Genomic DNA, 14849 nt, shown 5'->3' with positions numbered 1-14849 from the left:
ATTCTTTTAGATAGTGTTATTGTTTTTAATGATATATGTTTTAGCCGTTGAAGTTTTGGGATGTGCGGTGATTAATTTTTTCTTTTTTTATGATATTTGAGATGAATTCTAAGTACTCAATGTGGAGAACCCTGTTCTTTTCAAATAACTCCTTTCATCTCTTGACCTATTGTGACAATAAACGCGGAGTCCTCACATTAGATTGTTGGCTCTCCGCTACTAAGAAATTATTCAAGGTTTCTTTTGATAGGTAGGTATTGTAACACTGCTTTGCAGAACACGCGTTTCCCGTCTTTTTGAAGTTGCGGTTGTTTGTGATAGTTTTTAAGAATATGCAGGCGATAGTTTGACCGTACATAGCGGAGTTGCATTGCGCTAAGGCCTGTTTCTGCTATGTAGTGCGCAGCGTTTTCTACAAATGAGTTACTTGCGTTTATGAGGGGTATTAAGAATTTCTATTATAAAGATAAGCAACTCTTTCATAACTTGTGCGCTCTTTTTTTCTTCGACAAGCGGACAGTATTCCACAATATCAGCACAGACAAGCCTTTTTCCGTGCAAAACATGCCTAATCTCTTCTTTGAGTTTTTCAAAACTCCATCCCTTTTCTGTAGGATAGGCAACACCAGGCAGGTTTTTGGGGTCAAGCACATCAACATCAATGCTAATGTACACGTGGTCAGTATTACTTTCACGCAGAGCACGCATAGCATTTTTCTCCTGTAAAGTAGTATAGCGAACGCCATGCAAAGAGAGCCTATCTTTGAATGAGCTCATCACTGATTGCGCTGTTATGATTTCTTCATCTACAAGGTCGGGGTGAGCGTCAAAGCTGTGAATCTGTGCTTTTGAAAAAACCTTGAGTGCGCCATAACTGATAGAATGGTCGCCGCCTATCATAAGTAATGGCTTGTTATATGTTGCTGCTTCGCGAACCGCACGTTCAATTTCCGCATGCGTGCTTGCAAGATTAAAGGAGTCAAGAAATAAGCGTCCGTAATCAAGAATTTTGACAGGAGTTTCTAGCTCGCACACCATTTGATGAAGTTGTTTTGCGCCCTGATTCTGCCCACGACGTCGATGCGCGCCAATATCTGATGCAGCAACAAGGAGGATGATATCTGCATTTTCAACATTACTTGTTATCATAGTTTTCTTTTACAATATCTCTAATTTTTTCAAGATACGTGCTGAATTGTGTCATACCAAATTCTTTTGGCTCTTTTTCTTTTGTTTGAAACCTTTTGAGCTTTGCGCCCCACAATTCTACGGTTACACTTAATTCAAGAGAGGTGTTATAACCCAAAAAATCCCATTTTGCTTTGAGAAATTCGCCAAGCGAGAGTTCCTGCGGTTCTACAAGCGCCCAGAATTTTCCCCAGAAAAGAATGTCATTGACTTTTCTTTGCGGTTCTTCAAGGTATGCAGTTCTTGTTGGCTCCATAAGCTCGTTATAACATTCGCAGATGAGGTTGTTTGTTTCGGCGCTTAGTTTCTTTGTTCTAAGTGTACTAACAAGATAGTGCTCTAACTCAGCTTCACTAACTGTTCCGTTGGTGAGATTTTCTAAGGTATTTTGCAACATGTATTCATTTGTCATGATTTTTTTTTAAGTGGACTGGGCGAGGTTCGAACTCGCGGCCTCTGGCTTGCGAAGCCAGCGCGCTACCAACTGCGCCACCAGCCCGGTTAAAGAGTGGTACACTGAGCACATCGCTCCCGTCTTTAAATAGCTTACGCGCGAGTTTCCAAATAAGTGCGAAATGCTTCAAGGGCTTTTTTGTGCATTGAATACTCATTTTTTTCTGCGAGACTCATTTGTGCAAACGTTCGTGTTTTGCCGTGAGGAATAAAAATTGGGTCCCACGCCCAGTGGGTTCCTTGTGGTTTTTTTGGCACGCGACCGCGCGCCACACCTTCAAAATAGTGTACATCCCTTCCGTCATGGTAGCCTAAGGTTGTGCGTGCAGTAACATCCGTGTTTTTCAGATTGTTAATAATTGAACAAATTGTTTCAAGACCTACCGTTTCATAAAAAAATTTGATAAGCGGACCGGGAAAACCATTGAGCGCCTCAAACTCAAGAGACACGTCCCATACAAATACTGGTTTTTTAAGAATTGCATACGCTTGGTTGATTTTGTGCGCGACAACGTCTTGTGGTGTTACTGATTGAATCTCCTCTAGGTCAAGCGCGTAGTGCTCAAGAGTTCTTCCAAGAATTGACTCTGCTTCGCGCACTTTGTTCAGGTTTCCTGTCAAAAGAACAATACCCCCCATGTTTTGTTGGATAAGGTGTCTCTTTTTATGGTTTTAGGCGTTGTTTCATCACTTGAACTAAGTAAATCTTTTTAAACATCCCCTCTTCTTTGCGTGCATATGTCCCCCTCATATGTATCACCTCCTTGGTCAGCGTACATGAATCAGTTGCATCCCGGATGGTTTCACAAACTTTTTAATGCTACGGTAATGCCTTGCGTGTCGCTTGATGTTGAGGGTGTGCTCGCTGATGTTCATAGTGTGTGGATTAACAAATTCAATAAGGATTTTGACATGGATATTTCTTTAGAAAATATTTCGCACTATGATTTTAGTTCTATCCCGAAAAAATACCATCCCCTTAAGCATTTTATGGATTACACACGCGACCTTTGGGCAAAGGACTGGGAGTCTATACCGCTTGTTGAAAAACAACCACATCTTGCGCTCGATAAATTTGTGGGTGAAGCGCACTATCCACTTGACATTGTGACTGCGCGCAATTCTGACGTTCTGGTTAAAGAAAAGGTTATATCATGGCTCAAACACAATGACCTTCTTGAGTATTGCAGAAACGTTCATTTTACGGACGCGCACAAAAAAGCATTATTATTCTATGATTTCTATATTGATGATAACCCTTTTTTGCAAGAAACACTTGAACCCTGGCAAACACAAATCGTGTTCAAGCGTCCATGGAATGAAAGCTTTGTTGAGACTCATCAGTTTATTTCGAAGAAATCTCTTGCAGGAAGCTTTGTGCATATTATGACTTATGACGCTCAAGCACGCCTTAGTCGGCTTGCGTTTAGTCGTTAAAGAAGTAAAGCGCTGTTCTTTCGTGTTCTGAATAGGTCAGTTATATCATTCATCTTGGGAGGTGTCAATCCGCCCATCGCTCATCATTACACGAGAGCACAGCAATAACAGTGCTCTCCCTTTCCCCTTTTAAAGCTTGTGAGCTTAGACAAAAAGCTTGCCTTTTTCTTCAAGCGTACGAATGTAGTCCTGTATCCACGCAGCGTGAGCTTGTAGTTGGGTAAGATGGGTTTGGTCATGAACAGGCAGGCGTGCTTGCAGAGACATGTATTCATTTATGGGTCGCAGCGTTTCAAAACGCTCAGTCCGTTTTAGGCTTCCTTGCACGATTTCATACACGGGAAACAAACCTGTTTCAACTGCCGCGCGCGCAATGCGTATTGTGTTATCTGATTCACTTTTGTGCTCATACGGGCATGGCGCGTAGATAAGCACAAATGAGGGTCCTTTTGTTTTCATACCTGCCTGCACTTTGGCGTATACGTCAGCAAGGTTTGCAATGCTTGTTGTTGCTACATACCTGCACCCTTGTGTTGCAAGCGTGAGCGCAAGACTGTTTTTTGTAGTAGTCCGTGTGATGGGCGTGTGCAAAATGCACACATAACAAAAATCATGGTCACGATTCATTGCATCAGCAAGACTTGCAAGGGCGTGGCTGCGCGTTTCACGCTCGCTTGCAATCACAAGCACGTTTGGTTTTTCTCGTGCGTCATATCTGAGTTTGAGTGCTAGGTCAATACCCGATACAACTGAAGGAGCATCTCGTGTTGTTGCATATACCCATGCAAGACGCCATGCAGTTTTCGGGTACGTATTTGCATGCGCGTGCCATTCATCTGTGGCATGCACAAGAAGCGTGTTTTCTCCTGCTGTTTTGCCAATGGCGCGCAGTGCGGTTGCAACTCCGCATCCTGTGCACGACGTGTGTCCGCTTACAAAATAGTCTTCTTCTGGCAGTGTTTCTGTCATATGCTTGAATTCACCCAATGTTGTTTTCCACTTGCGCCAAGCCTGAGCATTGTTTCAATGTCAAACTTGGTTATGCTTCGACCGCCCACGCCTGCAATGATACTGGTACATTTCTTTTTTTCAATTGCTGCTTTTACCTGCGTGTAGAGCATACCCATTCCGCTTGGGTGCGCTGCTCTTTCAAGAACAATCACTTTTTCTGCATGAAGCAAGGCGCTGCGAACATCTTCGCTTGGAAATGGGCTGAGCGTTCTGATTCGCAATAATCCCAGACTCGCCTTTGTCTCATCAATGTACTCTCGAATCAGTCCGCACACACTACCCATAGCAACAATAACTGTCTGAGCATTCTCAACTTGATAATTTTCAATCAACCCGTTTCCATACGAACGTGAAAACACGTCTTTGAATTCTTTATTACTCTCCCGAATCCGTTCAACCGAGTGCTTCATAGCACTATCCTGCAAGCGTTTGACTTCGGTAAACGCATTTGCCCCAATCACACCGCCAATGCCCAGCGGTTTTTTTGAGTCAAGCGTGTCTTGTGCTGCATATGGCTTTAAAAACGCACGTGCTTGTTCTTGGCTTGGCACGGCCACACTTTCGTACGCGTTCGAGGTTGCATGCGTATCAAAACACACCATGACTGGCAAGCGCACATCGTTATGTTCGCTTATCATATATGCCTGCATAACGGTGTCAAAGACTTCCTGATTGGTTTCGCACACGATTTGAATCCAGCCCGTATCTTTTGAAAATAAAATATCACTATGGTCATTTTCATCATTTCGCGGCGCGCCTGCCCCTCTGCTTACCACACTCATAACCACGGGCTTTCGAAGCCCTGCTATGGTGTGAAGCAATTCATGCGCGCGAAGAAGGTCTTGGCCTGATGCGCTTACAAACGTGCGCGCTCCAATAAGGTGTGCGCCAAGACACATCCCTATTCCTGCACTTGTATTATCCACTGGCACGAGTTTGCTTGTGCTTTGTCGTATGCGTTCAAGAAACTGCGTCAGCCCATCATCACGGGTTTGCATGTTAAGAGGGATAATGTCTGGTTCGCATATTGCTGCAGAAATGGCTGCACTTTCGCTGCCTGAGAGCGTGTTTATTTTCCCGCGTTTGACTTGCACATTCATGCGTGTTCATCCTCCATGTGTATCTTTTTACTCTCTGATTCTGTTGCGCACACACCACAGCCTGAGCAATACCTGTCATCAAGCTGGTATGTTCCCCGCTCATCTTTGAAAAACGCGCCATCAGGACAGTATCCTGCAACGCGCGCAAGCTCATTTTGTGGTGCACCCGGTTCAATTACTGCTCTTCGTGTCCGCCCCGCTCGTCGTTCATTCTCGACCGTGCTTGCAGGCTCTGTAATAACACCTGCGTGCTCAAATTTCATGAGAGAATCACCTCTTTTCTGACATGTTCATACATTTGTTCAACCACGCGTTTTGCCGATAGTTGACCTGGTTCGTAGACACTTTCAAGCGCGTCAAGCGCGTGTTTGAGACTGAGGCGTGTTGTTGCGCCAATAAACGCGCCAAGCATGGCAAAGCCAAGCAGAGCAGGGGTTTTGTTTACATACTCGTTTGCGTTTACAAGAAACGTTGGACGAGTCTGACCATTTTCAATGCTCTTTTTTGCTGTGTTAATGATACATGCCGTTTCTTTTCGTACATACTCACTAATCACATGTTCAGCGCTGAGCGCAGGTTCAAAAAGAAGCACGTAATCTGCTTTTTGCATATAATCCCGAGCAGGTATTGGCTGTTTACTTACCCTGATAGACGCGTGAACAATAGAATTTGCAGTATTCTGTTCGCCGCTCACGATACCGCGCGCATGATACCCCTGTTCGCTAAACGCGTGCACCATAACGCGCGTTATTTCAGAAACACTCTGTCCTCTACGCCCTGCAATAAGAATACTAAGCATGCAAACCTTACGCATGTGTTCTGCCGTTATATTTATTATTATACTCAATCTCTAACATTCTATGATGCTAAACTGGCGTAAAACACGTGCGCTTCTTGCTCGCTATAAGATTCCTCTTATTACCTCACCGGTTGTGACAAAAAAAACAGAGGTTGACAGCTTTCTTGCACACCATAAGAGAATTGTTCTTAAACTTTATTCTCCAAAGGCATCGCATAAAACAGAACAACACCTTGTTTTTACTGATCTCTGTTCAAAACAGGAGGTACACCGCGCGTTTTTAGCGCTTGTTTTGTCGCAAAAAAAGTTCGGTGGAGACATTGTCTGCCAGCCTCACTTAGATGGTATTGAACTTATCATAGGGGGTATTGATGACGCCACCTTTGGTCCAGTAGTTATGGCCGGAAGCGGGGGCATTTATGCTGAGTCACTTCATGATGTTGCGTTTCGTCTTGCACCCCTTTCAGTCTCGCAGTCAAAACAATTAGTTAAACGCACGCGCGCATACGCTCTTGTAACCAGCGCGCGAAATAAACAGCTTGACGCAAACACCCTGTATGAGGCTCTTTCGCGCGTGTCACAGCTTATTGCCGGTGAGCGCATTGCTGAACTTGATATTAATCCTTTTGTGGTTTCAAAAAACGGCGCGTTTGCGCTTGATGCGCGTATTATTATGAAAGAAGACCAAGCACGCTAATCGCGTCTTGTGGTTCATAAAATGAAGGAACGCCCTGCTCTTCTAATGTGCGTATTGCCGCTTTAACGTGTTTGCCGCCAACAAAGCAGGCATAGCACGGTTTTTTGACTTGTTTTGCAAAAGCAATCAGGTTGTTTGCGGTTTGCAGGGTTTGTGTCATGGCAAGGGGTGTGAGAATAACAAGCACTGCGTCAAAACAATTTTTTTGTTTGAGCGCTTCTTCAAACACGCGCTTATAGCGAAGAGCGTTAGCATCGCCTACAATATCAATAGGATTTTGTTTACTCCACGCCTTTGGCAAAAATGGGTCAAACCGGGACGTGTCAATGCGTGCAAGTTCTAACCTGTTTTTCTCAATTTCGTCAGCACTCAAGACGCCAAGACCTCCTGCATTAGTAATGATGAGCACACGCTTTCCCTTCAAAACCCCCTGTAGTGCTGCAGCTTGCGCGGTTTGCACGAGCTCACGAAGCGTGTCAACTCGTTTTATGTTATACTGTTCAAACACGCCTGAAACAATGCGGTCATCACTGGCAATTGCTCCGGTGTGTGAGCGTGCTGCTTTTTTTCCTGCATCAGAAATGCCTGCTTTAATTGCAATCACTGGTTTTTTTGCTTTCTTGCAGGCATTTAAAAACGCGCGCCCATCCTTAAATGATTCAAGATATACGCCAATACTTTTTGTTCTCATATCTTTTCCTGCATGTGTGATAAGTTCTGTGTTTGACAGGTCAAGTGCATTGCCTGTTGAAACAAATAACCGCACACCCTGTTTTTGTCCATCAAGCATGTCAAGTATGCTATCCCCTACTGCTCCGCTTTGCGAGATGAGCGTGATTGTGCCGGGGCGGATGCTTCCTTTAAAAAACGTTGCATTAATGGTGCTTGTTGCAAACCCAAGACAGTTTGGTCCAAGAATACGCATCTTTGCGCGTTTTGCAATGCGCATAATCTCTTTTTCACGCTCAATTTCACCAATTTCTGAGAATCCTGCACTGATAATGACTGCGCCCCGCACTTTTTTTTGCGCGCATTCTTCAAGCACGCGGCTCACTATTGGTGCAGGAACTGCAATAAGAGCGAGGTCAATTTTTTTTGGCACATCTTTGATTGATGCATATGCTGGTTTTCCCTGAATGCGTGCAGCATGGGGGTTTATGGCAAACACTTCAGTACTGCTTTGAGAAACATTTTTGAAAAGCACGCCGCCAACGCTTTTTTTGTCGCGCGACGCTCCAATAACGGCAACGCGTGTTGGGTGGAAAAACCACGAGAGCATATGAGGACATGCTCAGTGCGTATATAAAAAATCATGTGATGCAGTTTCCTAAATTATTTATAGGATACCGTGCATTACAGTGAGGGAATGAAAAAATCACCGGGTTGTCTCATCTTTTTTGAAGGTGCGGATAAGAGTGGCAAAGGAACGTTGTGGGCGCTGGCGTGTTACGCGCTCAAAGAGAGGGGTTACTCTGTTGAAGGGGTGACATTTCCTGATTATTCAAACATTCATGGACTATTAGTTGATCTTGCGCTTCGCTCAGAATTTGCAAACAGTATTCCTGAAGAGGTAAAAGCGCTTAATTACGCAGTTAATCGCGCATATGTTACTCCAACTATTAAGAATTCGCTTGAGCAAGGAAAAATCGTGGTGTGCAAGCGAAGCCCGCTTTCAAATGTGGCCTATCGCGTTGGCCTGAAAGGCGCTGACCTTGACGTAGTGCGAGGTCTTGATGCGTATTTTCCTTCTGCAAACATTTCGCTTTTTCTTGACATAGATGAAGACGTAAGAAAGGCGCGAACAAAAAATGGTCAGAAAGCAGATGAGCTTGAGCGCATGAATCAAAACCCGGTTCGCGACTTATACTTGCGTATGCACGACGCGCATGACCCTGAATTTTCTCAAAAGTTTCCCGCGGACTTCAAATTTGTGCTTGATGCGTCAGGAAGTATTCAACAAAATTTTGAGCGCGTGATGGGGACACTTGACAGCGTTCTTGAAAATTACGTGCTCTCAAAACAAGCCACGCTCTCGTTTGTGGGTATGCAGGAGCCAAAAAGCCTTGAGCGCGTGTATGAGATGCGCATTAAAGAGCTCTTTTCTTCGTATGTTGCGCGAAACCCGCAAAAACAAGAAGTTAACACGCTTGACGAACTCGTGTGCGTTTCAGGAATAGACATTGATCCAAAACCATTTTTTGAAAAGCACGCGCGCTAATACCCAAATGGGTTTAAGATATGGAGTAAAAATATGAGTGCAGCCAGTAAAACAGACGCAAACAATACCTTGTCTGGTCCAAACTGAAGCAAACTGCGTGATTCTGAGAACACACGGTTAAGCCCGCCTTGACTGAAAGGAAGTGTGATTTTATTGTCTTTTGCCATTGCTAGTGAGAAAAATACGGGTTTTGCTTATTAATATTTCTAAAAAGAGAGAAGTGTTGCGTGGTCGGGTAGTAGTCCACCTTCTGTTATCTCGACGGTATTTGTCTATGCGTCTTTTGATGCTCAAAAAGAACCGTTAACGTTTGTTTTCGGTTCGTGAGCGCGACTTGCACCATCAGGGTTGGCCGTTTCATCCTCAAACCGCACATCATATAGTTTCAATGCGAGAGGTCTCGTTTCTGCTCCAGAGCCACTTCCTTCGAAGTCCATGTCCTCATGACTGATTGTTTTTAGTGGTGGGTGGACCTTCCTCACTTCAAACAATGGAAGCGATAACCGTCCTCCCGCGCCACGCAACAACCAAGAGTATCAGAATGCCTTTTTTAAGGTTTGTGGTCTTGTTTTTCTTTGTTTTGCCGGTGTGTTACATCGCGAATAGATGCAATAGTGAGCGAACCACCATTTATGTTATTGTGTGTTACTGTTAATTCAACTATTTTTTTATGTCCTGTTTTGTCAATAAGTTCGCTTTGAATAATTTCTCCTTTTTTTGGGTCTTGACCTGTTTTGTGCAATTGTTTGAACCATTTGCTAAACGTGCCATATTTTTTTTCTGAAATAATGTCTGAAACATTCTTTCCTTGCGCGTCTGTTTTTGAGAAGCCCAGTAATCGTGTTGCAGCAGGATTCCAAAGCACGATTTTTGCTTTTTCGTTGATGCCAATAAGAGCATCAGGCGTGTTTTCAATAAGAAACACGGAACGCCGTTCAAGTTCTTCTTTTGCTTTTAACACTGTGCCAATCCCTAAGTCCTCGCGTTTGATACCAACTTTTAACACAGCAAGCTTAAGGCTGGTGAGAATGCGCTGCAGCGATACTACTACTTCATTAATTTCTTGAACTCTGCTGTTTTCAAACGTCACATCTAAATCACCATCTGAGATTTTTTGAATGTTTTTTGAGATATGTTTGAGCGGTTTTGAGATAGTGACCATTTGGAAAACTGTGGTAATCATAACCACTGCTATAAGCAGCAGACCAAGAAGTGCAATAACCGTGTTTGGCGCTTCGCGCGTGTACATAAAGGTAATGTTTCCAATCCCTATTGAGAGGATAATAATAATCAATGACGTGCCAGTAAGATAATGGAGTAAGCATATTCTCATGAGAACACCGCCTTGACTTGTTTTTGTAGTAGTGCACTTTGTTTTCGCGTGAACACGTGCATGGTTTCAAGTTCTCTAATATGCGCAGAAATACTCTGCTCGTTTATTGCTCCTTTTTTTTGGATACTGTTAACTTCATCATCTCCGAGAATGCCAAGAGCGTCTCTAAAAATGGCGCGCACCCTTTCTTCGCGTGTATGCTGTTCTGAAAAAATGAGTGTTATTGGTTTTTGTTCTTTTACTGGTGTGAAGGGCACAGTAAAATAAAAGATTGAACCCGCTCCTTTTTCTCCTTCAATCCATATTCGACCATTTTGGGATTGAACAATGCCACGGCAAATAGTAAGACCAAGGCCGGTTCCTGTTCGTTCACGCTGGAGCGTGGTATCTTCTTGGAAAAAAGGCTCAAACACGCGTTTTCTGTTTTCTTTTGCAATGCCCACGCCAAAATCTTGTACGCTTACAAGCACGTGATTTTCTTGCTTTTTTGTGCGCACAATAATGCTTGCATTTGGTTTTGAAAACTTTATTGCATTATTAATCAGATTTCGAAGTACCTGAGAGATGCGTTCCGGGTCAAAATCAAAAAGCGGGATGTGGGTGAGTTCTGTTTTGATGTGAATATTTTTTTCAGGTATGAAATTTTTCATCTCTTCAACAACTGCCTGGATAATTAGCGTTATATCGGTTTTTACAAATTTGAATTTAAGACGTGCAGCTTCAATTCGCGATATTTCAAGAAAATCGGCAATAATTGTGTCCAGGTGATTTGTGTTTTTTATAATTATGTTAAGCGCTTCTTTTTGTTCCTTGTTTATTTTTCCATAATACCCTTCTAGAATCATTTGAAGATGGGCTTTCATAGGAGTCATAGGGCTTCTAAGCTCGTGAGAGGTGATTGAGAGAAATTCTGTTTTTGCGTTATCAAGCTGGGTACGTTGTGTATCAACGTTTTTTAGTATTTGAACCAGTTCATTAAAATTTTTTGCAATGTTTCCAATCTCATCATCTGCGTAGTTGTTGAGGGTGATGTTGAAATCTCCTCTTTTTAGTTTGCCAAACGCTTCGGTGAGCTTATAAATTGATGCGCTAAATTTTTTTATGTAGAGCCACCCTGCCCCAAGCACGCTGACGCCGACAAGAGAAGTGAGCATGATAAACAAACTTTTTGTTGTTATTGGTTGCGTTATTCCATACATGAGCTGTGCTAGAAGGGAAAGCAGTGCGAGCGCTATGATGATTGTAAATTTTGTGTGAAAACATAGTTTTGTTTCCATGTATATCAGAGTCGAACTACTTTGTCAACAAACATCGCGCACTCTTTGAGCACGGTTTGTTGCTCAGCAATGTCAACAATATAAATAAGCGCGCGTGTTTTGGTTTGGCGCACCTTGTTTGTGAGCAAACTGATAAATTGTGAGATTTTTGCGCTCTTTTGATATATGAGCACGTTTGAGATGGAGTCAAACACGAGGTATGTGAATTTTTTTTTGAGCAATTTTGTGATAAGAATTGAGATTTCACTCAAGGCACATGGGTTGCTCACGTGCACGACACGCGCTCTTTTTTTTGGCACGTCATGAAACGAGCTTGAAATACCATCCACGTAAAACACGTTTTTTCGCGCGTTTTTTGGCAATTCTTCTTCAAGTGCGTCACACGTTTTATTGAGTGTGACATAGCATGTTTTTTTCTTGCTTACTAACCTGCCAATCTCGAGCACGCTATCATGATATGTTTCTGCAGGAATGACAACAAGAAGTATCTGCTCTTTTTCAAGTTCTTTTTTTACATATTGGGTACTGTTCATAGAGAAAGTACCTGTTTGATTTTTTCGAGTAACTGCTTAACATCAAAGGGCTTTTGCACAAATCCCACAATGTTACTGCCTTTAAGCAAATCTTCCCGTTCTGCTTCTGAAACGCGTATAACGCTCAAAAACAAGACGTTTGTTTTGATTTTTGGCAAAATCTCTTTTACCGGAGTTCCGGGCATCATAATATCTAACAACACCAAGTCAGCGTTGTCATTTTTGAGTTTTCTTAGGCAATCATCACCATCAACTGCAGTACTGATTTGAAACCCTTCTTTTTCAAGAAGCACTTTTAGCATGCTTCTGATATCGGGCTCATCATCAACAATGAGTATTCGCTGTTTTGTAACTCTTTTTTTCATGGGGGTCATCCTCCTTTGAGCACGCGGTTAACATGCCTGATAAGTTCGTGTGGTTCAAAGGGCTTTTGAATAACTCCCTCAACATCACGCGTATCAATTTCACGCTCAGGAATGATTGTAATGTATCCAATTTTTAGGTTGTAGTCTCTTTTTTTTCGCAGCAGTTTAACAATATCGCATCCTTTTCCTCCGCATACAAGCACATCAATAAGAACAAGGTCAATATTGTGTTCTGAGATAATGCGCATGCAGTCTTCTTTGTGTGTTGCCTGAAATACTAAGAATCCTTCATGCTCGAGAATTTTTCTTATCGCGTGTACGTCATCATAATTATCATCAACAATGAGTACACGAACCACCATTATCCGTTTGGAGTCAAAACAATCCTCCAAAGAAAACAGTGTTAATTTGTGTATAAAAATCTTGTGGGAAGCTTTAAAAATTTTCACACTACCCTGTTGCTTACTATGTGTGCAATACTTGGGCTCTTCAATACGCATTTTGATATCGTGCGGGGTCTTGAACTCATGCGCGCTCGTGGCAATGATGGGTCTGACACAAAACCGCTTAGCTATGGATCTGTTGGTCATACTCTTCACGCGCTCGTGGGCCATATTTCCCAGCCTCTTGTGCGTGAGGGCAATGTTCTTGTTGCAAATTGTGAGATTTACAATTGGCAGGAACTTGCACAAGAATACAATCTAAGCGCACAAAATGATGCCGACCTTCTCTTACGGTTACTTAATACTGTTGGCGTGAAAAAAACCCTGCCCCTTCTTGATGGTGTCTTTGCTTTTATCTACGCAACGCCCTCACAAGTCTGGGTTGCTCGAGACCTGCTTGGCATTAAGCCTGTTTGGTACTCTGCTGAGAACGGCTTTTGCGTGGCAAGCGAGAAGCGCGCGCTTGAAGTGTACAATCTCAACACTGTTTTTGAGCTTCACCCGCGCCACTTACTTGAGTATTCTGTTGAAAAAAACGAGCTCACACGCCACGTGCAGTCATTTGTGTTACCTCCTGAACAGGAGGTATCCCGCGCTGACGCGTTGATACGCGTGCGCGAACTGTTGCAAATTGCGATTCGAAAGCGCGTTGCAAACGCAAAAATGGGGGTTCTCTTTTCAGGGGGTCTTGATTCGCTTATTATTGCTTATCTTCTCGCACGTGAAAACGTGCCCTTTACGTGTTATGTTGTTGGCATGAAGGGAAGCAAAGATATCTTGCATGCAAAGCGCGCAGCAAAAGCACGCGGACTCTCTCTTGTTAGTGTTGAGGTTAGTGAAGATGACATAAAAACCGCGCTCACAAAAATTATCCCTCTTATTCAGGATACGAATGTTGTCAAAGCGGGTGTTGGCCTTGTAACCTATTTTGCAAGCAAACGCGCGCACGAAGACGGATGCAAGGTGCTGTTCTCTGGTCTTGGCGCTGATGAGCTTTTTGCTGGCTATGCGCGACACACTCGCGCAAAAAAGGTGAATCTTGATTGTTATAGCGACCTGCTTAAGCTCTTTGAGAAAAATACGTATCGTGATGACGTGCTGAGCATGCACAACACAACCGAGCTGCGCTTTCCTTTTCTTGACAAAGCTCTTGTGCAGTACGCGCTTTCTCTTCCTTCTGCGCTTAAAATAAGGGATGGAAAAAATAAGCAGGTGTTACGCGATGTTTCCCGCGCGCTTGGCATTGCTGAAGAATTTTCAGAAGAGAAAAAGCGTGCCGCGCAATACGGTTCTGGTTTTGACGTGTTTATTGCAAAACAAAGCACTAAAACCAAGTCTCATTATCTCAAGCAGTTTTATCCACGACCAAACGCGCGACTTGCCGCGCTCGTTTCAGGCGGGAAAGATAGTATTGCTGCTCTTCATTTAATGTACAACCAGAACTATGAAATAACGTGTCTTGCAACCCTTGAATCAGAAAATAAGGATAGTTTCATGTTTCACACGCCAAACACGCATTTAGTGCAATTACAAGCATGCGCTCTTGGCATCCCTCTTGTTGTAGCAACTACAAAAGGTGAAAAAGAAAAAGAACTTCTTGACCTTAAATTGTTGCTTGAAAAAGCGCAAAAGCAGTATGCAATTGAAGGCGTGATTACGGGCGCGCTCTACAGTAATTATCAGCGAACCCGCATTGAAGCGGTGTGCGAAGAACTTGGATTAAAAGTGTTTAGCCCGCTGTGGCATGTAAACCAATATGATTACATGAAATCCCTTTTCAAACAAGGATATGCAATTACTATAAGCAGTGTTGCCGCAGAGGGTTTTGACAAGAACTGGATTGGAAAAATCCTTACGCGTGCTGATGTTGAGAAACTCAAAACACTCCAGCAACGGGTAGGCGTTAATGTTGCGGGAGAAGGGGGCGAGTACGAATCATTAGTTCTTGACGCGCCTCTCTTCAAAACAAAACTGGTACTTAAAGAATTCAAAACA

General features: G+C 43.2%; 18 protein-coding genes, 1 tRNA gene and 1 other RNA gene. 4 read left to right on the top strand and 16 right to left on the bottom strand.

What is annotated here, in order from left to right:
• Nucleotides 1-423: 423 nt before the first annotated feature.
• The 4 genes from COT72_03000 to COT72_02985 form a co-directional block, all read right to left on the bottom strand.
• Nucleotides 424-1149 carry a hypothetical protein gene (locus tag COT72_03000; protein ID PIO00104.1) on the bottom strand — a complete coding sequence of 242 codons (726 nt, stop codon included), beginning with the start codon at nt 1147-1149 and terminating at the stop codon, nt 424-426.
• Complete coding sequence (locus COT72_02995) at nt 1136-1600, bottom strand: hypothetical protein (protein PIO00103.1); 465 nt, start codon at nt 1598-1600, stop codon at nt 1136-1138. Before COT72_02995 ends, COT72_03000 begins: the two co-directional genes overlap by 14 nt.
• A 14-nt stretch (nt 1601-1614) precedes the next feature.
• Nucleotides 1615-1687 (bottom strand) — tRNA-Ala (locus COT72_02990).
• 47 nt (nt 1688-1734) lie between these two features.
• Nucleotides 1735-2280 carry a non-canonical purine NTP pyrophosphatase gene (locus COT72_02985; GenBank protein ID PIO00102.1) on the bottom strand — a complete coding sequence of 182 codons (546 nt, stop codon included), beginning with the start codon at nt 2278-2280 and terminating at the stop codon, nt 1735-1737.
• Between the two features lie 99 nt (nt 2281-2379).
• Here COT72_02985 and COT72_02980 point away from each other — a divergent pair, with 99 nt between their 5' ends.
• The gene (locus tag COT72_02980; protein ID PIO00101.1) at nt 2380-3078 is read left to right on the top strand and encodes a hypothetical protein; all 699 of its coding nucleotides are present in this window, start codon (nt 2380-2382) and stop codon (nt 3076-3078) included.
• Between the two features lie 144 nt (nt 3079-3222).
• On the opposite strand, the gene COT72_02975 is transcribed toward COT72_02980, so the two are convergent.
• The 4 genes from COT72_02975 to COT72_02960 are packed head-to-tail and all read right to left on the bottom strand — an operon-like array spanning nt 3223 to nt 6003.
• Entirely contained in the window at nt 3223-4047 is an 825-nt protein-coding gene (locus COT72_02975) for a hypothetical protein (protein ID PIO00100.1), read from the bottom strand.
• Nucleotides 4044-5189 (bottom strand): hypothetical protein, encoded by a 1146-nt coding sequence (locus COT72_02970; protein PIO00099.1) that lies wholly within the window; start codon nt 5187-5189, stop codon nt 4044-4046. Before COT72_02970 ends, COT72_02975 begins: the two co-directional genes overlap by 4 nt.
• Complete coding sequence (locus tag COT72_02965) at nt 5186-5452, bottom strand: hypothetical protein (GenBank protein ID PIO00098.1); 267 nt, start codon at nt 5450-5452, stop codon at nt 5186-5188. Before COT72_02965 ends, COT72_02970 begins: the two co-directional genes overlap by 4 nt.
• On the bottom strand, nt 5449-6003 hold the full coding sequence (locus COT72_02960) for a hypothetical protein (protein PIO00097.1): 555 nt from the start codon (nt 6001-6003) through the stop codon (nt 5449-5451). The genes COT72_02965 and COT72_02960 overlap by 4 nt, the downstream gene beginning before the upstream one ends.
• 46 nt (nt 6004-6049) lie before the next feature.
• Here COT72_02960 and COT72_02955 point away from each other — a divergent pair, with 46 nt between their 5' ends.
• On the top strand, nt 6050-6685 hold the full coding sequence (locus tag COT72_02955; protein PIO00096.1) for a hypothetical protein: 636 nt from the start codon (nt 6050-6052) through the stop codon (nt 6683-6685).
• Here COT72_02955 and COT72_02950 read toward each other — a convergent pair.
• On the bottom strand, nt 6660-7964 hold the full coding sequence (locus tag COT72_02950; protein PIO00095.1) for a hypothetical protein: 1305 nt from the start codon (nt 7962-7964) through the stop codon (nt 6660-6662). The genes COT72_02955 and COT72_02950 overlap by 26 nt on opposite strands.
• Nucleotides 7965-8051: 87 nt before the next feature.
• Between COT72_02950 and COT72_02945 the strand changes: the two genes are divergently transcribed.
• On the top strand, nt 8052-8903 hold the full coding sequence (locus COT72_02945; GenBank protein ID PIO00094.1) for a hypothetical protein: 852 nt from the start codon (nt 8052-8054) through the stop codon (nt 8901-8903).
• Here the strand turns inward: COT72_02945 and COT72_02940 are convergent.
• The 7 genes from COT72_02940 to COT72_02910 form a co-directional block, all read right to left on the bottom strand.
• Nucleotides 8900-9070 carry a hypothetical protein gene (locus COT72_02940; protein PIO00093.1) on the bottom strand — a complete coding sequence of 57 codons (171 nt, stop codon included), beginning with the start codon at nt 9068-9070 and terminating at the stop codon, nt 8900-8902. The two genes, COT72_02945 and COT72_02940, sit on opposite strands and share 4 nt — an antisense overlap.
• 61 nt (nt 9071-9131) lie before the next feature.
• Nucleotides 9132-9422, bottom strand: an RNA gene (rnpB, locus tag COT72_02935) — RNase P RNA component.
• A 31-nt stretch (nt 9423-9453) separates the two neighbouring features.
• A complete protein-coding gene (locus COT72_02930) occupies nt 9454-10236 on the bottom strand; it encodes a hypothetical protein (GenBank protein PIO00092.1) in 783 nt (260 codons plus the stop codon).
• Nucleotides 10233-11513, bottom strand: a complete 1281-nt coding sequence (locus tag COT72_02925; protein PIO00091.1) for a hypothetical protein — start codon at nt 11511-11513, stop codon at nt 10233-10235. The genes COT72_02930 and COT72_02925 overlap by 4 nt, the downstream gene beginning before the upstream one ends.
• A gap of 5 nt (nt 11514-11518) precedes the next feature.
• Nucleotides 11519-12046: a hypothetical protein gene (locus COT72_02920; GenBank protein ID PIO00090.1), complete on the bottom strand. Its 528-nt coding sequence runs from the start codon at nt 12044-12046 to the stop codon at nt 11519-11521.
• The gene (locus tag COT72_02915) at nt 12043-12420 is read right to left on the bottom strand and encodes a hypothetical protein (protein ID PIO00089.1); all 378 of its coding nucleotides are present in this window, start codon (nt 12418-12420) and stop codon (nt 12043-12045) included. The genes COT72_02920 and COT72_02915 overlap by 4 nt, the downstream gene beginning before the upstream one ends.
• Nucleotides 12417-13025, bottom strand: a complete 609-nt coding sequence (locus COT72_02910; protein PIO00190.1) for a hypothetical protein — start codon at nt 13023-13025, stop codon at nt 12417-12419. Before COT72_02910 ends, COT72_02915 begins: the two co-directional genes overlap by 4 nt.
• Between COT72_02910 and COT72_02905 the strand changes: the two genes are divergently transcribed.
• The coding region (locus tag COT72_02905) for an ATP-binding protein (protein PIO00088.1) at nt 12879-14849 on the top strand (1971 nt) is incomplete at its 3' end. The two genes, COT72_02910 and COT72_02905, sit on opposite strands and share 147 nt — an antisense overlap.

The organism is archaeon CG10_big_fil_rev_8_21_14_0_10_43_11 (assembly GCA_002763265.1).
Taxonomy (GTDB): Archaea; Nanobdellota; Nanobdellia; order PEZQ01; family PEZQ01; genus PEZQ01.
This window is presented reverse-complemented; position numbering and strand designations above follow the sequence as displayed.